We start from the raw sequence: 25,488 nt of genomic DNA on the forward strand, positions 1-25,488 counted from the left end.
TAAAGAATCAGCCCCGCTAGTCGCTCCCACCCACTGGGAGTTATGACTAGCGGGGCTGATTGTTATGCAGACCGCAGAAGGAGACTAGTAAGTCTCATCCAGAGGCACGGAGGCACCGGTGAACTCACCGTAGCCGTCATCGCCGTAAATCGAATCACCATAGGTTGGGATCGAGTACGCGGCGTTACGTGCTGCTTCGGTTGGCTTGACCGAAATGTTGCGGTAGCGCGAGATACCGGTACCAGCTGGGATTAGCTTACCGATGATCACGTTCTCCTTGAGGCCAATGAGCTTATCCGAACGCTTGTTGATTGCGGCGTCGGTAAGCACGCGGGTGGTCTCCTGGAAGGAAGCCGCAGACAGCCACGACTCGGTTGCCAGCGAAGCCTTCGTGATACCCATGATCTCGGAACGCAGCTCGGCAGGCTGACCAGCGTCGGCGATTGCCTGGGCGTTGGCGCGCTTTGCTTCGGAGAGATCAACAAGGGTACCCGGCAGGAATTCGGTAGAACCGGATTCGATGACGGTACCGCGACGCAGCATCTGACGGATGATGATTTCGATGTGCTTGTCGTGAATAGCCACACCCTGGGCGCGGTACACGGCCTGCACTTCGTCGATCAAGTGCTGCTCCACTCCACGGCGACCGAGGACCTCGAGCACGTCGTGTGGATCGGCTGGGCCACGCAGGAGGCGGTCGCCCACCTCGACGCGGTCGCCTTCACGCAGCGTGCGCTCGATCATGGCGTCTGGATTCGACTCCATTGGCACCTTGATCATCGCCAAGCCCTGACGCTTGGAGAGCTTCTCGTACACAACATTGTCCGAGCCGTCTTCTGGCTCGATCGTCAGGGTGTAGAAGTTGCCCTCATCATCGAGGTGTACCTTACCTGCGACAGAAGCGATCGGGGCGCGGTTCTTAGGAACGCGGGCCTCGAAGAGTTCCTGCACACGTGGCAGACCGCCGGTGATGTCGCCACCGACACCACCCTGGTGGAAGGTACGCATGGTCAGCTGAGTACCAGGCTCACCGATGGACTGTGCAGCAACGATGCCGACAGCCTCACCGATATCTACCTGATGTCCGGAGGCCATGGACTTGCCGTAGCACTTCGCACATACACCGGTAGGCGTTTGACAGGTAAGCACGGAGCGAACCTTGATCATTTCCACACCGGCGTCGACAAGCGCGTCGATCTGAAGCTCGCCCAGGTCAGTGCCCGCTGGCAAGACAACCTCGCCGGCTGCGTTGGTGGCATCAGCTGCCAGCACGCGACCAGAAACGGAAGTCTCCACGAGGGTATGGCGCACAAACTTATCGCCAGACTTCTCGGACACTGGTACGCGGACGCCCTGGCGGGTGCCACAGTCTTCTTCGCGAACGATAACGTCCTGTGCGACGTCGACCAGACGACGGGTCAGGTAGCCGGAGTCTGCGGTACGCAGCGCGGTATCGGCCAGACCTTTACGGGAACCGTGAGAGTTGTTGAAGTACTCGAGCACCGTAAGGCCTTCACGGAAGGAGGTCTTAATTGGTCGGGTGATGTAGTCACCCTTCGAGTTCACAACCATGCCCTTCATGCCAGCAAGCGTCCAGATCTGACGCATGTTACCTGCAGCACCGGACTTCACGATCATAGGAATCGGGTTGTCATCTGGGTAGAGTTCCTCGACTGCCTTACCGACTTCGTCGGTGGCGTCCTTCCACAGTTCAACCAGGCGATCGTAGCGCTCGCGGGCGGTGAGCTTACCGAACTGGAACTTGGTCTCGATCGTACGGGCCTCGGCCTCGTAGCGGTCCAGCATTTCGTCCTTGTTCGGCAGCACCAAAACGTCGGACATGGTGATGGTCACACCGGAACGGGTTGCCCAGTAGAAGCCAGCGTCCTTCATCTTGTCCATGGTCTGCGCCACGGTGATCATTGGGTAACGCGCGGAAAGGTCAGTGATGACGTCGCCGAGCATGATCTTGTCACTGCCACCACCCTTACGGACCATAACGCCCTCAAGGTATGGGTAGTTCCATGGCAGCAGCTCGTTGAACATGATGCGGCCAAGGGTGGTGGTGGCCAACCAGCGGTCGCCCTTGTTCCAACCCTCTGGGAAGAGCTCAGCTTCCAAGTCTGCTGGCGGACGCAGGTGCGAAATACGCACCTTGATCTCAGCCTGCAGCCCAAGTACACCGCGGTCATAGGCCATGATGGCTTCTGCCATCGAGGAGTAAACACCCTGGGCAGGACCGTCAGCGGTTGCTGGCTGGTAAGCGCCTTGGCCGCCGAACTCGTCTTCCTTCTTGTCTAGGGTCAGGAAGTACAGGCCGGTCACCATGTCCAGACGTGGCATAGCCAGTGGCTTACCGGATGCCGGAGACAGGATGTTGTTCGAGGCAAGCATCAGCACGCGTGCTTCTGCCTGCGCTTCGGCGGACAGTGGCAGGTGAACTGCCATCTGGTCACCGTCGAAGTCGGCGTTGAATGCTTCACAGGCCAGCGGGTGCAGCTGAATAGCTTTACCTTCCACCAGCACAGGCTCGAAGGCCTGGATGCCAAGGCGGTGCAGGGTAGGTGCACGGTTCAGCATCACTGGGTGCTCGGAGATGGCTTCTTCCAGCACATCCCACACCTCTGGACGCTGACGTTCCACCATGCGCTTGGCGGACTTGATGTTCTGGGCGTAATCGTTCTCCACCAGACGCTTCATCACGAATGGCTTGAACAGCTCCAGTGCCATCAGCTTAGGCAGACCACATTCGTGGAGACGCAGCTGTGGGCCGACGATAATAACGGAACGACCGGAGTAGTCCACGCGCTTACCGAGCAGGTTCTGACGGAAACGACCCTGCTTGCCCTTCAGCAAGTCAGACAGGGACTTCAGTGGTCGGTTGCCCGGTCCGGTGACCGGACGTCCACGACGACCGTTGTCGAAGAGCGCGTCCACAGATTCCTGCAGCATGCGCTTTTCGTTGTTGACGATGATCTCTGGGGCACCCAGGTCGATCATGCGCTTCAAACGGTTGTTGCGGTTGATCACACGACGGTAGAGGTCGTTGAGGTCGGAGGTTGCGAAGCGACCACCGTCGAGCTGCACCATTGGGCGGAGCTCTGGCGGGATCACAGGGATGCAATCAAGCACCATGCCAGCAGGATCGTTGCCAGAGCGCTGGAAGGCCGCGACGACCTTCAGGCGCTTCAGGGCACGCATCTTCTTCTGGCCCTTGCCCTCGTTGATGATGGTGCGCAGCTCTTCAGCTTCTGCATCGAGGTCGAAGCCCCGGATGAGATTCTGGATCGCCTCAGCGCCCATTCCACCGGTGAAGTAATCCTCGTAACGGTCAACGAGCTCGGTGTAGATGGTCTCGTCGATGATCATCTGCTTTGGAGCAAGCTTGACAAAGGTCTGCCAAATTTCCTCGAGGCGGGCGATCTCTCGCTCTGCGCGCTCGCGGATATGCTGCATTTCCTTTTCAGCCGCGTTCTGGATCTTCTTGCGTGCGTCAGCCTTGGCGCCTGCTGCTTCGAGCTCAGCAAGGTCCTCCTCCAGCTTTTGCGCGCGGTCGGCGATCTCAGACTCCATGTCTGCCTCAACGTCCTTCTTCTCCAGGAGCATTTCTGCTTCCAGAGTGGTCAGGTCATTGTGGCGTGCCTCGTCATCAACGCTGGTGATGATGTTGGCAGCGAAGTAGATGATGCGCTCTAGGTCCTTTGGAGCGAGGTCCAGCAGGTAGCCCAGGCGGGACGGAACGCCCTTGAAGTACCAAATGTGGGTTACCGGAGCGGCGAGCTCAATGTGTCCCATGCGCTCACGTCGCACCTTGGACTTGGTGACCTCAACGCCACAGCGCTCACAGATGATGCCCTTGTAGCGGACTCGCTTGTACTTGCCACAGGCACATTCCCAGTCACGCGTTGGACCGAAGATGCGCTCGCAGAACAAGCCGTCCTTCTCTGGCTTCAAAGTACGGTAATTGATGGTCTCAGGCTTTTTGACCTCGCCCTTGGACCAACGACGGATGTCGTCGGCAGTGGCGAGCCCAATGCGGAGCTCGTCGAAGAAGTTGACGTCGAGCACGTAACTCCCTTTCCCTAAATGTCTTGGGTTTCTAAAGAACTAATGCGTGTTTGCCTTTTCGCTTTTCGACGGCCACAGTGTGCAAACCAGTGGCCGTCGAAAAGCGGCAAAGACCGTGAGCTACGCGATGTCGGCGTCGGAACGCTCGTCGCGGGACAGGTTGATGCCGAGGGAGGCACCGGCCTGGTCAAACTCGTCGTCGTCGGTGGTGCCGAGCTCCATCGGGGTGCCATCGGCGGAGAGAACCTCCACGTTAAGACACAGCGACTGCAGCTCCTTGAGGAGCACCTTGAAGGACTCTGGAATGCCAGGGTCAGGGATGTTTTCACCCTTCACGATGGCTTCATAGACCTTCACACGACCAACCACGTCATCAGACTTGATGGTCAGCAACTCCTGCAGGGTGTAGGCGGCGCCGTATGCCTGCATCGCCCACACTTCCATTTCACCGAAGCGCTGGCCACCGAACTGGGCTTTACCACCGAGTGGCTGCTGGGTGATCATGGAGTAAGGGCCGGTGGAACGAGCGTGGATCTTCTCGTCAACCAAGTGGTGCAGCTTCAAGATGTACATGTAGCCGACAGAGACTGGGTACGGGAATGGCTCGCCGGAACGACCGTCGAACAGCACTGCCTTGCCGTCTTGATTAACCATGACTTCGCCGTCACGGTTTGGCAGCGAGTTAGCCAGCAGACCTGCCAGTTCATCGTTAGAAGCACCGTCGAACACTGGTGTTGCGGTGAGCGAACCAGCCGGAACGTCGTAGAGCTCCTCTGGCAAGGTCTCCAACAGTTTGGCGTTCTTGATGTCCTCAGGGTCAACGTGCCAGCCCGCAGCTGCGAGCCAACCAAGGTGGACTTCCAGAACCTGGCCGATGTTCATACGACGAGGCACACCGTGGGTGTTCAGGATGATGTCCACTGGGGTGCCGTCAGGCATGAATGGCATATCTTCCTGCGGCAGGATCTTGCCCACGACACCCTTGTTGCCGTGACGGCCGGCGAGCTTATCGCCGTCCTGGATCTTGCGCTTTTGTGCCACGTAGACGCGGATCATTTCGTTGACACCTGGCGCGAGGTCGTCATCGTCCTCGCGGGAGAAGCGTCGCACGCCGATGACCTTGCCGGTCTCACCGTGTGGCACCTTCATGGAGGTGTCGCGGACTTCGCGGGCCTTCTCGCCAAAGATGGCGCGCAGGAGGCGCTCTTCAGGGGTCAGCTCGGTCTCGCCCTTCGGCGTAACCTTACCCACGAGGATATCGCCGTCACGGACGTCGGCGCCGATGCGGACGATGCCACGCTCGTCGAGATCCTTGAGCACGTCTTCAGAAACATTTGGGATCTCACGGGTGATCTCTTCGGCACCAAGCTTGGTGTCGCGAGCATCGATCTCGTGCTCCTCGATGTGGATCGAGGTCAGGATGTCATCTTCCACCAGGCGCTGGTTCAGGATGATAGCGTCCTCGTAGTTGTGGCCTTCCCATGGCATGAATGCCACGAGCAGGTTGCGACCGAGGGCCATTTCACCATTGGCGGTACCAGGACCGTCTGCGAGCACCTGGCCAGCTTCCACACGCTGACCCATGTCAACGAGAGGCTTCTGGTTGTAAGAGGTGCCCTGGTTAGTGCGCTGGAACTTGCGGAGCATGTAGGTGTCACGGATGCCGTCATCACCCATAATGGTGATGAAGTCCGCAGCCATGTTCTCTACAATGCCGGCCTTCTTGGAGATGACCAGGTCGCCTGCGTCATAAGCGGCGCGCTTTTCCATACCGGTGCCCACATATGGGGCCTCGGAACGAACCAGTGGCACAGCCTGACGCTGCATGTTCGCACCCATGAGGGCACGGTTAGCGTCGTCGTGCTCGAGGAATGGAATCATGGCGGTTGCCACGGAAACCATCTGACGAGGAGAAACGTCCATGTAGTCGATATCAGTGGACTGTACGACCTCGATATCGCCGTTCTTCAGACGAACTGCGACGCGATCTTCAGTGATCTTGCCGTTCTCGTCATACAACGTGGAGGCCTGCGCCACCACGAAGCGGTCTTCTTCGTCCGCGGTCAGGTAATCGATGTGATCAGTCAGCACGCCGTTTTCTACCTTGCGGTATGGCGTCTCGATGAAACCGAATGGGTTGACCTTGGCGTAGGAAGACAGCGAGCCGATCAGACCAATGTTCGGGCCTTCTGGAGTCTCAATTGGGCACATGCGGCCGTAGTGAGATGGGTGCACGTCTCGCACTTCGATGCCAGCACGCTCACGGGACAGACCACCTGGGCCCAGTGCGGACAGACGACGCTTGTGCGTCAGGCCCGACAGGGAGTTGTTCTGGTCCATGAACTGAGACAGCTGCGAAGTTCCGAAGAACTCACGAATCGCAGCAGAAACCGGGCGAACGTTGATCAAGGAGGTAGGCGTGATGGACTCAGCGTCCTGCGTGGTCATGCGCTCGCGAACGACGCGCTCCATGCGGGACAGGCCAACACGAACCTGGTTCTGAATCAGTTCGCCAACGGTGCGCAGGCGACGGTTACCAAAGTGATCGATGTCGTCGGTTTCCACCGGAATGACTTCGCCGTTTGGGCTGGTCATGGAGGTTTCACCGGCGTGCAGACGCACCAGGTACTCGATGGTGGTGGCGATGTCCTCTTCGGTCAGCGTCATCAGACCGTCGTGGTCGCCGCCAAGTCCTAGCTTGCGGTTGATCTTGTAGCGACCAACCTTCGCCAGGTCGTAGCGCTTCGCACGGAAGAAGGAGTTGTCCAGCAGAGATTGCGCAAGGTCGCGGGTAGGCTGTTCGCCTGGGCGCTGCTTGCGGTAGATCTCCAGGAGTGCCTCGTCGGTGTTGCTCACACCGTCGGACTCCAGGGTGGACATCATGATCTCGGAGAAGCCGAAGCGCTCCTTGATCTGCTCGGTGGTCCAGCCGAAAGCCTTCAGCAGGACGGTCACCGGCTGGCGACGCTTGCGGTCAATACGCACACCAACGGTGTCGCGCTTATCGACGTCAAATTCCAGCCATGCACCACGAGAAGGAATCACCTTCACAGCATGCAGCGGACGCTCGGTGGACTTATCGATGGACTCATCGAAGTACACGCCTGGGGAGCGCACCAGCTGGGAGACAACGACACGCTCGGTGCCGTTGACGATGAACGTGCCCTTGTTCGTCATCATCGGGAAATCGCCAATGAAAACGGTCTGAGACTTAATCTCACCGGTTTCGTTGTTGACGAATTCCGCGGTGACGTACAGCGGCGCGGAGTAATTAATGTCCTTGTCCTTGGACTCATCAATAGAGTGCTTAACCTCTTCAAAACGAGGCTCAGACAAGGAAAGCGACATATTTCCGGAGTAGTCCTGAATCGGGGACAACTCATCAAGAATGTCTTCGAGACCGCTGGTTACTTTTTGGCCTTCGCCGACTTCTGCTTGCATACGCTCACGCCATTCCGGCGTGCCGACGAGCCATGCAAAAGATTCGAGCTGAAGGTCCAAAAGACCAGGGACCTCGATTGGCTCCGTAACTTTAGCGAACGAGTATCGCTTCGGAGCTCCAGGGATTTCGGCCATAGACTTGGTCTGGCGGGAGACTGCCAAGATGCGTCCTTCCAGCACCTCACGCAACTAGCACCCCTAAAGTGGGTAAAGGGCGCTAATCACTTACTTTGAGCATTCGGTCTGCTTAAGGAATCAGCCAGTTCGAGCCCTGAACGCAACTCGCATCCAGATAGCACGGAATGACCTTGTCAAATCGGCTTTTTAGTTCCGCTTGTCAAGGTCTTTCTAAAAAACTGGCCAAAGATTCCAGTGCAAAGAAACAGCCTATATCAGAAACCGCTGGAAGTAAAGGCGAACGCTCAACCTTTGTGGTGCTGCAATCCGAATGCGTTGCGGGCACTGTAACACAGCATCCAAGCACGCACATCAGACACGCCTCAAGTCAGGCTCTGCCCGTCACGTTTTTCCGGCGTTTAAAGATGCCAAACACCCCTGCCAAACCAATGACAAGGAATAGCATGCCGGCCCCAATCGCCACCCAATTCAGCATTCTCGCAACCGATCCATCTTTGATGTCCGCTGCCTGAGCGAGCATCTGACTACGGGATTCTTCGCTCAGTTGGCCGTCGAAAAGCAACTGCTGCTCTTTCTTCTCGCCGGAGCGCGAACCGTAGAAGTCGTCGATTTGCTCATGGATGTCCACCACGAGGCCAGACTTCTGGTCCACAAAATAGTCTCGGGTACCCGAATGGAACAGGTAGGCCTTTTCCCCGTCCGGGAGCGTGATGGTATTAAACGGGCCCGCATAGCTCATCGCGACGTTAGTCGGCTCGATATTCTGCCGATAGCGATAGACAGTGCGCCCGTCGATCTCCATCTCCTCAGCAAACTCAGCCGCAACCGGCTTGCGCAAGGTGACGTCAAAAACCTGATATGTGGTCTGCTGGGACTTCACCGGAAACTTCACCCACAACGAATCAACCGGCACCTGCTTAGCGGCACTCGCCGGCTGGTCCGACATCGTGGCCTCCGTCATAGCATCACCGGTGTAGCGATCCAGCCGGTAGCTCCACACGCTCGCCTCAATGAGTCGATCCAGATCCGCCTGATTGCTTTCGCGCAGCGTACTCACGCCGATCCGCGCCGTAACCGAATTCGTATCCACCGGATCCATAAACTCCGCGTGATACTGACGAGTAACAGGTGCTGTCACCGTCCGCTCCTGCTGCGGGATGCGAGTCTTTGCCTGTTCATCCTGCAACGTGAAAGTGGTGTTTCGCAGGTCAAGTGGCATCCTGCCGTCAAAATGCAGGAAAAAGGGAGAGAGCAGTCCCCACGCAAGCAGCATGGCACCCAGGCCCACTAGAAGCGCGGAAAAAATTCGGGACTTAGGAAGCATGCTGAACATGTTACCTGGGCTACTTGGGATGTCGAACCACACGTGGCGGGGTTTGCGCAATGGAATGCTGACAGCGCGGCCCTTGATTCCACAAAGACGGGCTGGCCTTGGTTTTCGCCGAATTCCGACTTTCATGATCCGACTTTCAGCTGGGAGCGTTTGCATTTGCCCAGGACAGTGCGGAGTGTGAAGTGCTGTGGTCGAAATATGAAAGTCGGATCTTGGCAGGGCCCCACTCCCCGCCTCACGCCATTCCCGAGGAAGCAATAGTCCACAAAACCAAAAGGCAAGACAAAACCCGCCGCCCTGAAACCAGGGACAGCGGGTAATGCGAAGTTAAAGCGAGATTACTTGAGGGTAACCTTTGCGCCAGCCTCTTCGAGCTTAGCCTTTGCAGCCTCAGCGTCGTCCTTGTTTGCGCCCTCGATGATAGCCTTAGGTGCGCCCTCAACGAGCTCCTTAGCTTCCTTCAGGCCCAGGCCGGAGACGAGCTCGCGGACAGCCTTAATAACGCCGATCTTCTTTGCGCCAGCGTCCTCGAGAACGACGTCGAACTCGTCCTTCTCTTCTGCAGCAGCAGCTTCGCCGCCTGCAGCGCCTGCAGCAGCAACTGCAACTGGAGCAGCAGCGGTAACTTCGAAGACCTCTTCGAATTCCTTAACGAACTCAGAGAGCTCGATGAGGGTCATTTCCTTGAAAGCTTCAATGAGCTCGTCCTTGGTGAGCTTAGCCATGATGGCAAGTCCTTTCGTTTGTCAGCCCTAGTAGTGAAGGGCCGGTGGTGAAGTATGTGGTTTAAATGCGAATCTGCCGGAGCAGATTATTCGCCCTGCTTCTTTTCCTGCAGCGCAGCGCCGAGGCGTGCGACCTGGGAAGCAGGAGCGTTGAACAGGCCTGCAGCCTTTGCCAAGTTGCCCTTCATGGCGCCTGCCAGCTTCGCGAGAGTGGTCTCTCGGTTGTCCAGCTCGGCGATAGCATCGACCTGAGCTGCGCTCAGAGCGTTACCATCCATGTAGCCACCCTTGACCACGAATGCCTTGTTGTCGCCACCGAACTTCTTCAGTGCCTTAGCAGCATCTACAGCCTCGCCCTTGATAAAGGCAACAGCGGTAGGACCGGTAAGGAGATCATCAAGACCTTCAACGCCAGCTTCTTTAGCAGCCAGCTTGATCATGGTGTTCTTGGCGACGGAGTACTGAACATCAGAGCCCAGAGCACGACGCAGTTCGGTGGTCTGTGCCACGGTTAGACCGCGGTACTCGGTCAAAACGATCGAGTTAGCACCTTCGAACTTCTCCTTCAGCTCTGCCAGAGCAGCAGTGTTCTTTGCGTTTGCCATTACTTCGCCTCCTTCCTCATGTATATGAACGTTGTCCGCCGAGGCTTTCCCATAAGAAAAGCCCCGTGCAAGAGCACAGGGCACAACACTCAATTACTTGAGGATGGACTCTAGTTACTCCTGCGTGGGCCGGTTCCGGTTAAGAACTCCTTCGACCTTCCTGTTGGAAGGTGACCGACGGTCTTCGGTGAAACTTGAGATACGCCGCATCGCGACGTTTCAAACTTCTTGGGATACTTTATCTTCCCAATACTGCAAAAACAAATTCAGACCCTGAGATGCAGGAACGGCTCGAATGGGAGCAACCGAATGACAAACCAGGCAATGGTCAACAGGAGCACGAATTGTGGCGCAAAACGCCAGTTCAACCAGTCTGCGACCATATAGCCGCGGGTTCTCAGCATCCACGCCCCCCAGCTCCAGGCCAGAAGCAGGACGAACAGAAAACCGAGTGCGTTGTACCGCAGCGCATCATTAAACCTCAGCTGTGAGATGCACTGGATCATGCGCATTGAACCGCATCCAGGACAGTTGATACCCAGGAGGGCTTTGGTAGGGCAAACAGGAATGACCCCGCCTGGAGTGGCGGGGTCTGCAGCCGCGATGGCCATGCAGCTACACACCGCAACACCCCCTACTAACAGCGGCGCTACTGGATGAGCTGCGAGAGATTTCAAATTACATCGAAGATGTATCGTAACCGGCGAGGCCGCCTGCAACAACCTGCAAGATGATGCTGATGATGATCAGAATGACGCCGATTACAGCGGAGATGATGGCCCAATTCTTGGCCTTCTTAGAGGATGCAAGAGCGCCTGCATAATCCCCCTGGTCGTATTTGCTGTTCACCTGGGTGGCAAAAATGATGGACACGATGCCCGCTGGCAGACAACACAAGACGGTGGAGAGAATCGCCCACACCAGGTAATTCTGGGGACGCTCGCCCGCTGGCTGCTGGTTTGCGTAGCTAGCATTTGGGTAGCTACCTGCGGCACCATAGGCGTTGTTGTTAGCCGCACCTGTTGCATCCTGACCGTAGGAGGCGCCACCATATGGTGTTGCGTCTCCCTGGCCCGAGTTGTTGTTGTCGCCATTGAACGGGTTCTGCGGTGTGGTCATTGGTTAATCCTAAATAGTTGAAACGTCAGTCATTTAATTTTTCACGCAAGCGACACATTAGCAAGGTTGCTAACCCGTGTCCTCGTATCTTTTAGGCGGGACTAAGTATTTCGATGTAGGTTCGACATGTTTCTGCACCTCAAAACAGTGAGTAACAAATCGGAAACATTTGCAGAACGTCCATTGCCTATGAGCAAATCCACGCAAATTCGCCGCAAGGCAAGGAAAACTACTTTTGCCCAAAACGAAAACTACCGCCTCCCCCAGTAAGGGAATGGCGGTAGCGCGGATCAGCTAAAGACTAGCCTGCGTAGTTCTTCTGAACCGATGGGTCAACTGGGATGCCAGGGCCCGAGGTGGAAGAAAGGGTGATCTTCTGAATGTAGATGCCCTTTGCGGAAGAAGGCTTGAGGCGCTGGATCTCGTCGATGAGAGCGCCGTAGTTCTCAGCCAGCTTCTCAGCATCGAAGGAAGCCTTGCCGATCAAAGCGTGCAGGTTGGAAGCCTTGTCGACGCGGAAAGAGATCTTGCCGCCCTTGACTTCTTCGATAGCCTTAGCTACGTCGTTGGTGACGGTGCCGGTCTTAGGGTTAGGCATCAGACCACGTGGGCCGAGGACGCGAGCTACGCGGCCGACCTTTGCCATCTGATCTGGGGTGGCGATTGCGACGTCAAAGTCGATGGTGCCTGCGTTGATCTGCTCGATCAGCTCGTCGGTGCCAACGATGTCTGCGCCTGCTGCCTCAGCTTCGGTAGCCTTTTCGCCTGCAGCGAAGACTGCAACGCGAACGGACTTACCGGTGCCGTGTGGCAGGTTTACGGTGCCGCGGACCAGCTGGTCAGCCTTGCGTGGGTCTACGCCCAGGCGGATAGCAACGTCGACAGAAGCGTCGTAGTTCTTAGAGGAGGTCTCCTTGACGAGCTTTGCAGCGTCGATTGGGGAGTAGATGCGGCCGGCGTCGATAAGCTCGGCAGCAGCCTTGAATGCCTTAGAGTTCTTGCTCATTTGGATTTTTCCTTTGCGAAAAATTGTGGTGAAACGGGCCGTAAGCTGGCCCTTCCACGGTTAGTGCTGCGAATTAAGCGCCTTCGACGGTGATACCCATGGAGCGGGCGGTGCCGGCGATGATCTTTGCGCCTGCCTCGACGTCATTAGCGTTGAGGTCTTCCTTCTTGGTGGTGGCGATCTCGCGGCACTGATCCATGGTGACCTTGCCAACCTTCTGGGTGTGCGGGACGCCGGAGCCCTTCTGCAGGCCAGCAGCCTTCAGCAGCAGCTTTGCAGCAGGAGGGGTCTTCAGCTTGAAGGTGAAGGAGCGGTCTTCATAAACGGTGATCTCAACAGGAACAACGTTGCCACGCTGGGATTCAGTTGCAGCATTATAAGCCTTGCAGAATTCCATGATGTTGACACCCTGCGCACCAAGTGCTGGGCCAACTGGAGGAGCTGGGTTAGCAGCGCCCGCCTGGATCTGGAGCTTGATGAGGCCAGTGACCTTCTTCTTCGGAGCCATCGAATTACCTACTTTCCGTGGTACCGCATAATCACAGCCTTCGATGCTTGCTGTGATTGCGTCCGGATGCCTGGCCTTACCAAGCCACCGGGGAGATGAATGTGAGCGCATCAGAATAGACGCGCGAGGTACTACCCTACGCCACAGCCCGCCCTCGAAACAAATTGCGCTTTTCGACGGCGGGCTGCAAGAAATCCAGTGCTAGGAGATCTTCTCCACCTGGTCAAATGTGAGCTCGACTGGGGTCTCGCGACCAAAGATGGAGACCAATGCCTGGAGCTTGCCATTTTCAGCGTCGATCTCAGAGATGGTCGCGGAAACCGATGCGAGGGCACCTGTGAGAATGGTGACAGCTTCGCCCACCTGGAAGTCAACCTGTGGAGCCTTGGCGGAATCGGAGATCGGCTGCGCAATGACCTTTTCACCTTCGGCGTTGTTAGCCTCGGCGTCGCCCTCGGCCGGTGCGGTCTGCGGCATAAGGAACTTAGCCACGTCGCGGTGCTTCACAGGGGTCGCATTGCCTTCGTTGCCAACGAAGGAGGTAACACCTGGGGTATCGCGCACCACAGACCAAGAGCGGTCATTGATGTCCATGCGCACCAATACGTAGCCCGGAAGAAGCTTGCGCTTGACCAGCTTGCGCTTGCCATCGCGAATTTCGGTTGCTTCTTCGATAGGAACAACAACGTCGTAGATGGAGTCTTCTACCTCAAGCGTCTGAGCACGCATGTCGAGGTTCGTCTTCACCTTGTTTTCATAACCGGAGTAGCACTGGATGATGTACCACTGGCCGGGCAGCTTCTTCAGCTCGCGCACATAGGCACGCAAGCGGGTTTTGTATTCTGCCAGCGCGATGTCCTCTGCAGAGCCTTCAGTGTCACCCAGAGCCTCAGCGGCTTGTGCGAGCTGGGCGTCGGCAGCCTGCTCCTTCTCGTCGGCAACCTGGGCTGCCTCGTTCAGGTCCGTGTTGACGTCAGCCTCAGGCGTAAATTCGTCGCTCATTGTGTACTTTCGCTCCAAGTTAAGTTCAGCGGGTCTGGCCTTCCAACCATCCTACCGCGCGGCTTCATGCAATAAATTATCCCGCCGTACCCTTGCGGGATATCGGCGGGATGTTTTAAGTCTTTTTAGATTCTAACTACGGAACGAGGACTTTCTCAACTCCGAGGCCTGCGAGGAAATCTACCCCTGATACGAGGGCAGTCATCAGGATCAGAAACACAAACACCACAGCGGTGTACACGGCCATTTGCTTGGCGGTCGGCCAAATGACCTTTTTCAGCTCCGTGCCTACTTCAGGCATGAAAGCTACGACGCCACCGCCAAGTTTCTCATTATCCGCTTCCTTGCGCGCAGCTTTCTTAGCCGCAACCTGCGTGGAAGAGGTGGATGCCCCAGTGAGCTGACGCTTACCAGTTGGGCGAGCAGCTGCCGCCACATTGTCTGGCTGACGATCTTCAGTCACTTAAGCTCCTTGATCCAATGAAGGTTTCCTTGCAGGGGCGACAGGAATCGAACCTGCAACCTACGGTTTTGGAGACCGTTGCTCTGCCAATTGAGCTACGCCCCTTCATGCACCACTCTTGATGAGCAGTACGGAACCACTTTAGCTTACGCCGCCCCGATTTCAAACCATCAGGTGCAGCCACCAAGGTGACTTAGCGTTGAGACCTTGCAAAAATAGTCCCTGCGCTCGGCGCAAGGACAGATTCTTTCCAGTCTCGGTAGCGATGGCGAGAATTGAACTCGCGACACAACGATTATGAGTCGTTTGCTCTACCACTGAGCTACACCGCCACGTTCATCTTCCTAAGGCCTGAAGCCTAGAAAAAGAACAGAGCCCCCTGACAGAATCGAACTGTCGACCTTTTCCTTACCATGGAAACGCTCTGCCGACTGAGCTAAGGGGGCACAGCTTCTTCTTGTGCCGTGGCAGTATTACCTGCCTGCTCTCGTTGAAGCCTTGAGTAGAATAACCGCATTGTTTGCGCTAACACAAATCAGGTGGTCAGGGTTAGTTTTTCACATCACTCGGCGAATATGATTTCACGATGATGATTGTGAGAGTGGCAGTCGTGCTACCTCGATCCCAAACACGCCGCCACTCAGTTAATCATGATGGTGAAATCATGATCACCGAGCGCGTGAAACACAAAACCCGCCTCCCTCACACGTGAGTCAGGCGGGTTCTTACTTGGTGCCAGATGATGGATTCGAACCAACGTAGGCAATGCCGACGGATTTACAATCCGCTCCCTTTGGCCGCTCGGGCAATCTGGCATGCACCAAGGTGCGATAGATACATTACTATGAACCCCACACCAAAGAGCAAATCAGCTGGTCAACAACCTTAAACTAGCCGACACGAGCCACGGTCATACGCGCCAATGTCGCTAATGCTTCTGTGGCCGGGCCAGCCGGCAACAGTGCGAGTTGCTCTTCAGCATTGTTGAGGAGCGCATGGACGTCGGCAAGCGCCCGCTCGCGGCCGGTGGACTGCTCCAGCAGCGCCAGCACCTCAGTGAGCAAAGCATCGTCTTCACCGATGGGCCCGGTGAGTTTGGCTCGCAGCTGCTCGCCGACCGAGGTTTGCTCCGCAAGTGCGTAGAGCACTGGCAGGGTGAACACGCCTTCGCGCAGGTCGGTGCCGGGGTTCTTGCCAGACTGGGTGTAGTCGGAAAAAATATCGATGATGTCATCCACAATCTGGAACACCATGCCGATGTCATAGCCGTAGCGATACAGCGCATCCCGAATCTCATCAGGTGCCCCAGAGTGCAATGCCCCGAGGTAGCCAGCGGATGCGATGAGGACGCCCGTCTTTTCGCGAATAACAGCCATGTAGTGCTCGATTTCATCGCCACCACGCGCCCCCACGGTCTCCCGCATTTGCCCAGTTACTAGGTCGTGGAACGTCTCCGCGAAGTGCGCAACGGTTTCCACACCCAGGTTGGCCATGATGCGCGAAATGTTGGCCAGCAGAATGTCGCCGGCGAGGATTGCTACCGAGTTGTTCCAGCGGGCGTTTGCGGAATCCACGCCACGACGCTTGTCGGCTTCATCCATCACGTCGTCGTGATAGAGGGTCGCCAGGTGGGTCATTTCCACCACGGTGGCAGCCTGGATAACATCATCGGAGCCGGGGCGCACACCGTATTGGGACGCAATTAGGGCGAACATGGGGCGAAAACGCTTGCCACCGGCCTCGGTAAGGTGGAGCACCTTGTCAATAACGAAGTCTTCGCCACGGGAGAGCTCATCCTGAAGCAGCTGTTCAACCTGGGCAAGGCCCTTCGACACAGCTTCACTAAGCTCTGGATCCCCTAGCGATATCTGTGGGACGTTTCCATCCGCCGCGGTCACCTGAGTGACTAGCTGTTCTGGCTGATAGCCAGAGGTCGGCGCGGAGGCCTGGCCGTTGCTCATTGGTCGCTGTCCTCGATCTTGGTCGCTGCCCCTAACGGTGTGGGGTCAGAAAATGACTAGTTAGCTCTATACGGTAGCTCAAACAATTCTCGCATACACACCCCGGGTGAGTGTTTCTTCGCGCTCCTTGCCACAATGGGTGTGTGACTTCTTCCCTCACCCCGGATGTGTTGATCATCGGCGCCGGCCCCGCTGGCTCCGCCGCAGCGTTCTTCGCGGCCCAACGCGGCCTGAGCGTCCTGCTTATCGACGCCCAAGAGTTCCCGCGCGACAAAACCTGCGGCGATGGCCTCACTCCGCGCGCTATGCACCAGCTAAGCCAAATGCACCTGGCGGAGCAACTCGCCGCCACTTACACCTCGCATGGTCTCAAGCTGCATGGTTTCGGTGGTTCAGTGGCCGCGCCCTGGCCAGACTCAGAGTTCGGGCAGATCGGTTCCGCTTGCAAACGCACTGACTTCGACCACCTGTTGCTGCAACATGCGCTCGCCCAAGAATCCGTCACCGCGTGGCTGGGGGCACAGGCGGAGGCTCCGGTGCTCAAAGGCGGCCGTATTAGTTCCGTGACGGTGTTGCACGAGGGCGTCGAGAAGCAGGTGCGGCCCCGCCACGTCGTTGTCGCAGACGGCGTCCGCTCCACCTTCGGCAAGCTGCTTGGACGCCAGTGGCACCGCGGAGAGGTATACGGCATCGCCGCTAGGTCCTACTGCTCCACGCCATTCTCTGAAGAACCGTGGATTCACTCTCACCTGGAGCTGCGCGATGACAGCGGCGTGGCCCAGCCTGGATACGGCTGGATCTTCCCACTCGGCACAGGAGAAGCAAACGTGGGCTGTGGCGCGCTCTCCACAGACAAGCGACCAGCAAAGGTCAACACTAAGAAGCTTCTACACTCCTACGCCAGCTCAGTGCGAACACAGTGGCAGCTGGGCGAGCCCACAAAGGTAGCTTCCGCATTGCTCCCGATGGGAGGTGCCGTGTCACAGGTTTCCGGCCCCAACTGGCTCCTCATCGGCGATGCCGCAGCCTGCGTGAATCCGCTCAACGGGGAAGGCATCGACTACGCGCTTGAAACCGCCGCCATGGCAGCACAGCTATGCAGCACAGAGAAGGATTTCACCCTGCTGTGGCCATTTCAGTTGCGGGAACGCTACGGCGAGGCATTCCTCCTCGCGCGCACCTTGGCGCGCGCGCTAACGTACCCACAGTTCCTGCCGCTGGTGGGCCCACTGGGGCTGCGCACCCCGATCATCATGCGTTCAGCGGCGCGCCTGATGGGCAATCTCGTCACGGAGGCCGACCGCGATGTAGTGGCCCGGGTATGGCGAGGGGCCGGGCACGTCCTCACAGGCACGCGGGGCGCGGCGCCGTTATGGAGCTAAGCGGCGGGTTTCTTCGCTGAGTGCAGAGCAACGATACCGAAGGTGAGATTCTGCCAGCCTGCGTTCTCCCAGCCGTTGGCATTGATCTTGCGCGCCAGGGCTGCTTGTTCGGGCCAAGCGCGGATGGAATCCGCTAAGTATTCGTAGGCCGTTGGATTCGAGCTAACAGCCCGCGCAATCGCTGGCAGCACCCGCAATACGAGTCGATAGGCCTGCGAGAATACTGGCACGATTGGCGTGGAAAACTCGGCAATAGCCAGGCGGCCCCCTGGTTTAGTAACTCGCGCCAGTTCCCGGATTGCGGCTTCATGATCATGTATGTTGCGGAGACCGTAGGAGATGGTGACGGCATCGAAAGTGTTGTCCGGGAAGGGCAGCTGCATGCCATCACCCGCGACCTTCGGCACGTCGCGATGCTGGCCAGCTGCCAGCATACCGAGAGAAAAATCACAAGCAATACAGTCCGCACCCGACTTTGCCAGTTCAACCGTGGACACCGCGGTGCCGGCGGCCAAGTCCAAGACCAGCTCGCCCGGCTTAAGCGCGAGACGCTCCCGGGTACGGCGACGCCAATAAGAGTCAATCCCCAGGGTAAGCACCGTGTTTGTCACATCGTAGTTTTTGCCCACCTGGTCAAACATCCGCGCGACGTCGATTGGTTGCTTGTCCAGCGTTGCCTTGATTCCTTTTTTAGCCACGCTCTTCAGACTAGCGGAACGCGCTCCTAGTGAATGCGTGCGCCTAGTGCTTTCGCAGCCCACAGCGGCAGCTCTGGCCGTGGCCCAAAGAAGGTCAGCGGTACGCGTTTGGAAAGCTCGATAACTTCGTCGTAGTGCTTGAGGAGCTGCTCACACAGGCTCTCCCAGCTCTTCGAGCGCACACTGTTGAGAGAGGCCGCAGCGTAGCGGTCATAGCGTCGCGGATCCAGGATAGTGTCCACAGCAGCCGGAAGATCTGCGGAGAATGTTGCTACCTCTAGCAGATCACCATCGACGCCTGGTGTGATCAAGTCGATCGGCCCGCCAGCACGAGGCCCAATGGTGGGCACCCCGGAAGCATGCGCCTCCTGAATAGCCTGACAAAAGGTCTCAAACTCGCCGGTGTGCACAAACAGATCAAGGCTGGCATAAGCCCTGGATAGTTCTTCGCCGCCGAGTGCCCCCATGAACACTGCGGTGGGAAGCAACCTCTCCAAATTGGAACGCTCGGGGCCATCGCCGACTATCACTAGCTGCAGGTCTTCCCGATGCGCCAGAGAGACCAGCCGATCCACGCCTTTCTCTGCAGCCAAGCGCCCCACGAAGCCGACGATACGCTTTGAGCGCGTGGGATCCCACGCGGTACGCAGCTCTTCGGAGCGCTTCCCAGGGTGGAAGCGCTCTGTATCCACGCCTCGGCCCCAGTGGTAAATCTCGTTGATGCCGTGTGACTCCAACTCGGCGATTGTCACTGAGGATGGGGCGAGGGTGCGTTGGCACATGTTGTGCAAAGTGCGGGTCCATTCCCAGCTAGCTGCCGCCAACGGGGTGAGCTTGTATTTGGTGGCAAAGCCGGCGACATCGGTCTGGTAGATCGCGATGGCAGGTATGCGGAGCTGTCGTGCAGCGAGCGCTCCTGCCCCACCCAGGACGAATGGGGATGCCAAGTGAATGATGTCCGGCTGGAAGTTCCGCAGTACCTGGGTAACTGCCGGTATCGGAATGCCGATCGGCAGGGAGTTGATCAGAGGCACCATGATGGTGGGTACGCGGAAGATTTCAAAACCTAGGTAATCCGGAATTTCTTCTTCAAAGTCTCGTGCGCCCGGGGCAACAACCAGCGCCTCATGCCCCTCACGCTTAAGGTGTTCCAACACCCTCAGCACGGAATTGGTTACGCCGTTGACGTTTGGAAGAAAGGACTCCGCCACAATCGCTACTCGCATGTGAGCAATACTCTCCTTTGAAAACCACCAATACCTTGTCGCAAGGTTAAGGTTAGGAAACATTCAAGCGAACGTTTCGCACCTCACTGTGTGAGATCCTAGACCTCCCGCAAACGACTCGCACTGAGCGCAGGCTTAAACTGTGATCCCAAGGCGGCGACGCCACCAGCTGAGTAGGGCGAGCAGCGCGGCGAAAATCCCCGTTGCAACCGCCCAAATACTCAAGGCTGGCAGCAATGCCAAGGTCCAGGCACGCCCTTCCACTTTGACCAGTTCAGGGTTACTTTTGGAATATTCCACCCAGACGCGCTGTCCCGCCCCCAGGCCGCCTGGATAGAGCACGCCAGCGCGGGGTGTATGAAAGATACCGGATTCGTCTTGGTAATCCACCGTAGTCCGGAAACTAGAGACTGAAGTCACACGAGCTAGGGCGCGCCCGCGATTCTCCGCGATATCCCGATCGTTGAGTAGCGGCCCAAGCACCATGGCGGCGCAACCAATCACCGCGCAGATATACAGCGCAAGTACTAATTGGGTCACCCGACGATGCACATTCATACGGCTACTACCACGCCACCGCAGCGGTGATCGCTTCGTGGAGTTCACGACGCGAGGATCGCCCGGTTTTCGCTTCAATCACTTGGAAGCACGGCGGACCGTCCGTGGCATCGACGAGCGCAGCTATTAGCTCCGGCACACTCTCCACTTGGGTATGGGCCACACCGTAGCCGGCACATAGCTCAGCCAGCTGAGCATCATGTGGGGTACCGAAGACGCGCTCGAATCGATCGCGATAATCCGGGGCCCCCTGCTCGAGCGTTTCAAAAATGCCGCAGCCGTTATCATTGGCCACCACGATGGTGAGGTTTTCTGGGCGTGGCTCCTCAGGACCAATGAGCAAGCCACCGATGTCATGCAGGAAAGTCACATCTCCCATCAGCGCCACGGTACGCGGGGCTCGAATCTCCGTGGGGTGTGCAGCCTGAGTTGCCAATGCCACACCCACGGCTTGGCTCACTGTGCCATCGATACCCGCAGCGCCACGCGGGGCATAGGCAGCCACGCCGTCGAAAGGCATTCCGACCCAGCTGAGGTCGCGGATCGGGTTTGATGCGCCGATCAGGATGCTGTCGCCGACGGCTAGCGTATCGGCTACGGCGGCAGCGACATGAAGGCCGGTGAATTCTTCGGACTTTTCCAGCCCATCCCGAACCGCATCCGCCGCCAGTTCGGAAGCCGCAGCAGCGATCTTCAGCCATTGCTTTGTTGGCTCACCCGTCACGTTGAGACGCGACGCGACTCGGCGGGCTACACCGGTGGGATCGTGGTAGTCCTTGGTCCGCGTCAACACGGTGATATCCACATCTGCATCCTGCGCGAGCTGCAGCACCCCACGATGCAGCGTCGGATGGCCCACCAGGATGATCTGCTTGGGCCGAGTGCTGACAACGTGCCCTTCGCCGGAAATCTGTTCCTTTGAAAACACGGTGGCCGCGAGCGGATGGATCGGGTTATAGGGTGCCGGAGCGGTCGGCTCCGCAATGGTGGGCACGTCTTCCAGACCCGGCACCGCCCAGGCTCCGTCACCGGCGATCACAAGCGTATCTTCGCTCACATCGATGTCCGCTACTCCCCAATCCGCGGCACGTAGCTCGATGGCATGCTCCCCCGCCTCCGTTGTCACCGCTGGCCCAACCAGTGGATTGCGGAAAGCAATGTTGACGTGAGCCTGCGGGTAGGCCAAGGCGCGCCGCAACGTCGCAGCCGCAGTTTCCGCGCGCGTATCGACGTCCACCCCAAAGGTCTTCGCATATGGCTCAAATAGCCCGAATTGTTCGATTGTTTGGCTGGCACCAGTACCTACGAAATAGCGAGGCCGATCTGCGGAAAGGATCAACAGCGGGGTGCCAGATAGCCGCGCTTCAATGAGAGCCGGCAATGTGTTTGCCACTGCAGTGCCAGAGGTCATCACTACCGCAACCTGTCTGCGCTGGACGCGAGCCATGCCCAGCGCCAAGAAGGCGGCACTGCGCTCGTCGATACGCATATGCAGCCGCAAGGGAGAATCAGCCAAAGCCATGAGCAGTGGCGCGTTTCTTGAGCCAGGGCTGGCCACTACGTCCGTCATGCCGGAGGCAACTAGTTCGGCGACAACTCGAGATGCAACATCCACAGCGTTCATAGCTGCCAATCCTAATTGCTCAGTCGGCTAAGCTCCGCATGCACGTCGATCAAGCGCCTCAACCACCAGTCCCTAGTCGCTGGGTCGGCCACCAGCGCAGCAATCCGATCCGGATCTGGGGTTACCGGTGTGGCGCTCACGAATCCCTCGATGATATCGCGCGGCGCTGCCACGTCTTCTAGGAACAATGTGGATGTACCGAGGCCCGCTGGCGCAGGTGGGACATGAATGAAGTCATCGTCGTCGTGAAGCGGGAGCGCCGCGACGGCCGCAATGCCAGCGTTCATGCCTACCGCTGTATCTAGGGCGCTGGAAACGGTGACATCCATTCCGTGGCGTTTCAGATGCGCCGCGATTTCGAGGAGGCGACGCACTCCTCCTAAGGGGGCAGCTTTAACCACGCCGACGTCGGCGGCCCGGGCTTCAAGAACCCGATAAGGATCCTCCGCCTTGCGGATAGATTCGTCCGCCGCGATGCGTTGGAAAATTCCTTGTCGGGTGAGCCTGCTGCGCAGCTCCGCTAATTCGCCCAGACTCGCACACGGTTGTTCCATGTAGTCCAGCGGGCCGAGGGTCTTAGCGGCTTCTTCTGCCTCAGCAACCGTCCACCCCATGTTCGCGTCGACTCGAATCCGAGCTCCGGGGCGAGCATCACGCACTGCCTGCACTCGCGCGCAATCCTCCGCCAATGTCTGTCCTTGGTCGGCGACCTTCACTTTCACGGTCATGCAGCCGGGGTAACGCTCCAATAGCTCGGCGACTTGCTCAGGCGGGATAGCCGGGATCGTGGCATTGACTTCTACCTGATCCCTTAGGGCTGGTGGCGGCCCCTGGTAGGCCATCTCAAGGCCACAGGCCAACCAGCTTTTCGCTTCCGCTGCGGTGTACTCCTTAAAGGGACTAAATTCGCCCCAGCCCGCGGGCCCTTCAATCAGCAAAGCTTCGCGGGTAGTGATTCCACGGAACGGCACACGCATGGGTAGTGACACGACGTGCACGCGATCGAGCAGCTCGGACAGGTCCGGAATCATAGTGTCGCTTTCCTTAGGTACTCCGCAGTGATGGTATCCGCCTTCACCATATCCGCTGGACTGCCGGAGAACACGATGCTGCCGCCGTCATGGCCTGCCGAGGGGCCAACATCGATGATGTGGTCAGCTGCAGCCATGACGGCCAGGTTGTGTTCAATCGCGATCACGGTTCGTCCGGATGCGACCAAGTCATGCATCATCGTTATAAGGGTTTCGGTATCTGCAAGGTGCAGTCCCGAAGTAGGTTCGTCGAGAACGATGATCGGGGCCTTTTCAGTCATTTTAGCCGCAAGCTTGAGGCGTTGGCGTTCCCCACCAGACAGGGTTGTCAATGGTTGACCAAGCTTAAGATAGGGCAGACCAACAGAAATGAGCCTCTTGAGAACCTTGTTCACCTCACCGGCACGAAACACCTCCACGGCCTGAGCTACCGACATGTCAAGCACTTCCGAAATGTCTCGTCCGGCAACCTTGTACTGGAGCACTTCTTCCTTGAAACGCTTTCCCCCGCATTCCTCACAGGTAGTGGAAACGCCTGCTGTAAAGCTCAAGTCCACATACACCACACCCAACCCCTTACAAGTTGGGCAAGCGCCCTCCGAGTTAGCGGAAAACAGCGCAGGTTTGACACCGTTGTCCTTAGCAAACTTGGTCCGAATCTTGTCCAGAATTCCGGTGTAGGTGGCAGGGTTGGAGCGTCGCGAACCGCGGATCGCGGATTGATCCACCACAAGCACATCATTTCTCCCCGCCAGGGCGGCGGTTACGAGCGATGATTTTCCGGAACCCGCGACACCGGTAACCGCGGTGAGGACTCCGAGTGGGAACGTCACGTCAACATCGCGCACATTGTTTCGGGAGACATGCTCCACTGTGAGCTCTCCGGCAGCAACTCGTGGCTGCGCCAGTTCGAGGGAGGTATTGAGGTACTGCGCAGTGAGGGAATCAGACGTAGCCAGTTCTGCGGGAGTGCCATAAAACACGACGTTGCCACCATCGGTACCGGAGCCAGGGCCGATGTCAATAATATTGTCAGCAGCTTTGATCACCTCAGGCTTATGCTCCACCACAAGGACAGTGTTTCCTTTGTCTCGGATGTTATGCAGCAGGGAATTCATCCGAGCAATGTCGTGCGGGTGCAGCCCGATGGTGGGTTCGTCGAAGACGTAAGTGACGTCGGAAAGCGGGCTACCCAAATGCCTAATCATCTTCACCCGCTGAGCTTCGCCTCCAGAGAGGGTGCCCGCCTCTCGATCTAGCGATAGGTACCCCAAACCGATCTCAACCATGGAGCGCAAAATCCCAAGCAGGTTATCGCGGGCTGGTCCCACGGCGAGATCAAGGCCCGCAACGAATCCGGTCAGCTCGTCTACCTGCATCGCGGAAAGCTCGGCGATGGTCTTGCCGTGCACGGTTGCGGTGCGCGCCGCTAGCTTCAGGCGGGAACCGGCACAATCTGGGCAGGTGCTCGTGGTGGCAATATCGGCCACAAAATTCACAATCTGTTTCGCCTTTGGCGGATCCGGTCGGTCGATCCACAACCGGCGGACGCGAGTGATCAACCCTTCGTAAGTGACATTCTTTCCCTCTACCTTGATCTTCTGTTGCGGGGCATAGAGCAACAGGTCTCGGTCCTGCTCGCTAAAGTCCCTGATGGGGAGATCAGTCTTGAAAAGTCCGGTCTCACCATAGGTCTTCCAGTACCACTCCCCCACACTGTGGCCCGGGGCGCTGATAGCACCGTCCTGCAAGGACTTAGCTTCATCGATGATCTTTGATTCATCAAGCGTTGCCGCCTGACCGGAGCCTTCACAGCTTGGGCACCAACCATCGGGCAGGTTGAAAGAAAACGCACTCGAGGTTCCCACATGCGGCTCACTGAGGCGAGAAAACAGCAGTCGCAAGATCGCATGAGCGTCGGTCGCAGTGCCGACCGTCGAACGCGAATTTGCCCCCATGCGCTCTTGATCGATAACTATCGCTGGGCTGAGGTTTTCCAGGGAATCAACCTCAGGACGCGGCAGGGTCGGCATAAATCCCTGGATGAAAGTGGAGTAAGTTTCGTCGATTAGCCGGCGCGACTCCGCCGCTACAGTCCCGAACACCAAGCTCGATTTGCCGGAACCGGAGACACCGGTGAACACGTTCAGGCGACGCTTCGGGATGTCTACGTCCACATCTTTCAGGTTGTTTACCCTGGCACCACGCACTTTGATGATGTCGTGTTGGTCGGCTGGATGCGCATCTATTGTCATGTCCACCATTTTCACATGTTTTCAACTTCACACCCCGCACCACACCCGTTAAGGGGAATGAACTCCAACACTACCCCGGGAACATTGTTGAACAATGCAGCCTGATAGCCCAAATTTGCGCAGCTCCGCAATCCTTTTTTAAATAACATCGTTGTAACTTTTCAGGCAGCCCCGATCTGAAAGTAATAGCCCGGTGATACTGGTTACAGGCATCACGCAGCGTTCAGCGCAGATATCCGCCGAGCCGATGCCACGCGAAAAACGGGGGTTTCGCGTTGCTGCATCGTCGGCCGGCAGGCGAGATTGGGGGATTCGCCGGTTGACACACACTACCCGCGGGAGCAT

Annotated in this window: 19 protein-coding genes and 4 tRNA genes; 1 reads left to right on the forward strand and 22 read right to left on the reverse strand. The window is 57.7% G+C overall.

The features are described from left to right. Positions 1 to 84 precede the first annotated feature (84 nt). The 16 genes from WG936_RS02945 to WG936_RS03020 all read right to left on the reverse strand — a co-directional run bounded on the left by WG936_RS02945 (position 85) and on the right by WG936_RS03020 (position 16,369). Positions 85 to 4,068 (reverse strand): DNA-directed RNA polymerase subunit beta', encoded by a 3,984-nt coding sequence (locus WG936_RS02945; RefSeq protein WP_339564333.1) that lies wholly within the window; start codon positions 4,066 to 4,068, stop codon positions 85 to 87. 120 nt (positions 4,069 to 4,188) lie between these two features. Next, positions 4,189 to 7,689 (reverse strand): DNA-directed RNA polymerase subunit beta, encoded by a 3,501-nt coding sequence (rpoB, locus tag WG936_RS02950; protein WP_339564419.1) that lies wholly within the window; start codon positions 7,687 to 7,689, stop codon positions 4,189 to 4,191. Between the two features lie 325 nt (positions 7,690 to 8,014). Then, a complete protein-coding gene (locus WG936_RS02955; protein ID WP_339572071.1) occupies positions 8,015 to 8,971 on the reverse strand; it encodes a DUF3068 domain-containing protein in 957 nt (318 codons plus the stop codon). Positions 8,972 to 9,318: 347 nt separating this feature from the next. After that, complete coding sequence (gene rplL, locus WG936_RS02960; protein ID WP_339564335.1) at positions 9,319 to 9,705, reverse strand: 50S ribosomal protein L7/L12; 387 nt, start codon at positions 9,703 to 9,705, stop codon at positions 9,319 to 9,321. An 86-nt stretch (positions 9,706 to 9,791) separates the two neighbouring features. Then, positions 9,792 to 10,310, reverse strand: a complete 519-nt coding sequence (gene rplJ / locus WG936_RS02965; protein ID WP_339564336.1) for a 50S ribosomal protein L10 — start codon at positions 10,308 to 10,310, stop codon at positions 9,792 to 9,794. A 266-nt stretch (positions 10,311 to 10,576) separates the two neighbouring features. Then, positions 10,577 to 10,921 (reverse strand): DUF2752 domain-containing protein, encoded by a 345-nt coding sequence (locus WG936_RS02970; protein WP_339572072.1) that lies wholly within the window; start codon positions 10,919 to 10,921, stop codon positions 10,577 to 10,579. 67 nt (positions 10,922 to 10,988) lie between these two features. Further along, positions 10,989 to 11,429 (reverse strand): CD225/dispanin family protein, encoded by a 441-nt coding sequence (locus tag WG936_RS02975; RefSeq protein ID WP_339572073.1) that lies wholly within the window; start codon positions 11,427 to 11,429, stop codon positions 10,989 to 10,991. A gap of 301 nt (positions 11,430 to 11,730) precedes the next feature. Beyond that, entirely contained in the window at positions 11,731 to 12,435 is a 705-nt protein-coding gene (gene rplA, locus WG936_RS02980; RefSeq protein ID WP_339564339.1) for a 50S ribosomal protein L1, read from the reverse strand. A 73-nt stretch (positions 12,436 to 12,508) separates the two neighbouring features. Continuing rightward, complete coding sequence (rplK, locus tag WG936_RS02985; protein ID WP_339564340.1) at positions 12,509 to 12,943, reverse strand: 50S ribosomal protein L11; 435 nt, start codon at positions 12,941 to 12,943, stop codon at positions 12,509 to 12,511. 201 nt (positions 12,944 to 13,144) lie between these two features. Then, on the reverse strand, positions 13,145 to 13,945 hold the full coding sequence (gene nusG, locus WG936_RS02990; protein ID WP_339572074.1) for a transcription termination/antitermination protein NusG: 801 nt from the start codon (positions 13,943 to 13,945) through the stop codon (positions 13,145 to 13,147). Between the two features lie 136 nt (positions 13,946 to 14,081). After that, positions 14,082 to 14,408, reverse strand: coding sequence for a preprotein translocase subunit SecE (gene secE, locus WG936_RS02995; RefSeq protein WP_339564342.1), 327 nt, complete (start codon positions 14,406 to 14,408; stop codon positions 14,082 to 14,084). A 32-nt stretch (positions 14,409 to 14,440) separates the two neighbouring features. Next, positions 14,441 to 14,513: transfer RNA gene (locus tag WG936_RS03000), tRNA-Trp, on the reverse strand. Positions 14,514 to 14,668: 155 nt separating this feature from the next. After that, positions 14,669 to 14,740 (reverse strand) — tRNA-Met (locus WG936_RS03005). Between the two features lie 41 nt (positions 14,741 to 14,781). Further along, a tRNA-Thr gene (locus WG936_RS03010) sits at positions 14,782 to 14,854 on the reverse strand. A 284-nt stretch (positions 14,855 to 15,138) separates the two neighbouring features. Continuing rightward, a tRNA-Tyr gene (locus tag WG936_RS03015) sits at positions 15,139 to 15,223 on the reverse strand. A 75-nt stretch (positions 15,224 to 15,298) separates the two neighbouring features. Next, positions 15,299 to 16,369, reverse strand: coding sequence for a polyprenyl synthetase family protein (locus WG936_RS03020; protein WP_339572075.1), 1,071 nt, complete (start codon positions 16,367 to 16,369; stop codon positions 15,299 to 15,301). A 143-nt stretch (positions 16,370 to 16,512) separates the two neighbouring features. Between WG936_RS03020 and WG936_RS03025 the strand changes: the two genes are divergently transcribed. Next, the gene (locus WG936_RS03025) at positions 16,513 to 17,751 is read left to right on the forward strand and encodes a geranylgeranyl reductase family protein (protein WP_339572076.1); all 1,239 of its coding nucleotides are present in this window, start codon (positions 16,513 to 16,515) and stop codon (positions 17,749 to 17,751) included. Here the strand turns inward: WG936_RS03025 and WG936_RS03030 are convergent. The 6 genes from WG936_RS03030 to WG936_RS03055 all read right to left on the reverse strand — a co-directional run bounded on the left by WG936_RS03030 (position 17,748) and on the right by WG936_RS03055 (position 25,143). Continuing rightward, positions 17,748 to 18,434: a demethylmenaquinone methyltransferase gene (locus WG936_RS03030; protein ID WP_339564420.1), complete on the reverse strand. Its 687-nt coding sequence runs from the start codon at positions 18,432 to 18,434 to the stop codon at positions 17,748 to 17,750. The two genes, WG936_RS03025 and WG936_RS03030, sit on opposite strands and share 4 nt — an antisense overlap. 41 nt (positions 18,435 to 18,475) lie before the next feature. Beyond that, positions 18,476 to 19,675, reverse strand: coding sequence for a glycosyltransferase family 4 protein (locus WG936_RS03035; protein WP_339572077.1), 1,200 nt, complete (start codon positions 19,673 to 19,675; stop codon positions 18,476 to 18,478). A gap of 135 nt (positions 19,676 to 19,810) precedes the next feature. After that, positions 19,811 to 20,233: a DUF3592 domain-containing protein gene (locus WG936_RS03040; RefSeq protein WP_339564346.1), complete on the reverse strand. Its 423-nt coding sequence runs from the start codon at positions 20,231 to 20,233 to the stop codon at positions 19,811 to 19,813. A gap of 7 nt (positions 20,234 to 20,240) precedes the next feature. Then, the gene (gene menD, locus WG936_RS03045; protein ID WP_339564347.1) at positions 20,241 to 21,857 is read right to left on the reverse strand and encodes a 2-succinyl-5-enolpyruvyl-6-hydroxy-3-cyclohexene-1-carboxylic-acid synthase; all 1,617 of its coding nucleotides are present in this window, start codon (positions 21,855 to 21,857) and stop codon (positions 20,241 to 20,243) included. An 11-nt stretch (positions 21,858 to 21,868) separates the two neighbouring features. Beyond that, positions 21,869 to 22,888: an o-succinylbenzoate synthase gene (locus WG936_RS03050; protein ID WP_339572078.1), complete on the reverse strand. Its 1,020-nt coding sequence runs from the start codon at positions 22,886 to 22,888 to the stop codon at positions 21,869 to 21,871. Next, positions 22,885 to 25,143, reverse strand: coding sequence for an excinuclease ABC subunit UvrA (locus tag WG936_RS03055; RefSeq protein WP_339572079.1), 2,259 nt, complete (start codon positions 25,141 to 25,143; stop codon positions 22,885 to 22,887). The genes WG936_RS03050 and WG936_RS03055 overlap by 4 nt, the downstream gene beginning before the upstream one ends. Positions 25,144 to 25,488 lie beyond the last annotated feature (345 nt).

Source organism: Corynebacterium sp. H127, assembly GCF_037482665.1.
In the GTDB taxonomy this organism is placed as follows: domain Bacteria; phylum Actinomycetota; class Actinomycetes; order Mycobacteriales; family Mycobacteriaceae; genus Corynebacterium.

Bases quoted from the DNA above. Each gene is read 5' to 3' on its own strand.
- WG936_RS02955 (WP_339572071.1), bottom strand. From the start codon at position 8,971: ATGCTTCCTAAGTCCCGAATTTTTTCCGCGCTTCTAGTGGGCCTGGGT.
- rplL (WP_339564335.1), bottom strand. From the start codon at position 9,705: ATGGCTAAGCTCACCAAGGACGAGCTCATTGAAGCTTTCAAGGAAATG.
- rplJ (WP_339564336.1), bottom strand. From the start codon at position 10,310: ATGGCAAACGCAAAGAACACTGCTGCTCTGGCAGAGCTGAAGGAGAAG.
- WG936_RS02970 (WP_339572072.1), bottom strand. From the start codon at position 10,921: ATGGCCATCGCGGCTGCAGACCCCGCCACTCCAGGCGGGGTCATTCCT.
- WG936_RS02975 (WP_339572073.1), bottom strand. From the start codon at position 11,429: ATGACCACACCGCAGAACCCGTTCAATGGCGACAACAACAACTCGGGC.
- rplA (WP_339564339.1), bottom strand. From the start codon at position 12,435: ATGAGCAAGAACTCTAAGGCATTCAAGGCTGCTGCCGAGCTTATCGAC.
- rplK (WP_339564340.1), bottom strand. From the start codon at position 12,943: ATGGCTCCGAAGAAGAAGGTCACTGGCCTCATCAAGCTCCAGATCCAG.
- nusG (WP_339572074.1), bottom strand. From the start codon at position 13,945: ATGAGCGACGAATTTACGCCTGAGGCTGACGTCAACACGGACCTGAAC.
- WG936_RS03020 (WP_339572075.1), bottom strand. From the start codon at position 16,369: ATGAGCAACGGCCAGGCCTCCGCGCCGACCTCTGGCTATCAGCCAGAA.
- WG936_RS03035 (WP_339572077.1), bottom strand. From the start codon at position 19,675: ATGCGAGTAGCGATTGTGGCGGAGTCCTTTCTTCCAAACGTCAACGGC.
- WG936_RS03040 (WP_339564346.1), bottom strand. From the start codon at position 20,233: ATGAATGTGCATCGTCGGGTGACCCAATTAGTACTTGCGCTGTATATC.
- menD (WP_339564347.1), bottom strand. From the start codon at position 21,857: ATGAACGCTGTGGATGTTGCATCTCGAGTTGTCGCCGAACTAGTTGCC.
- WG936_RS03050 (WP_339572078.1), bottom strand. From the start codon at position 22,888: ATGATTCCGGACCTGTCCGAGCTGCTCGATCGCGTGCACGTCGTGTCA.
- WG936_RS03055 (WP_339572079.1), bottom strand. From the start codon at position 25,143: ATGACAATAGATGCGCATCCAGCCGACCAACACGACATCATCAAAGTG.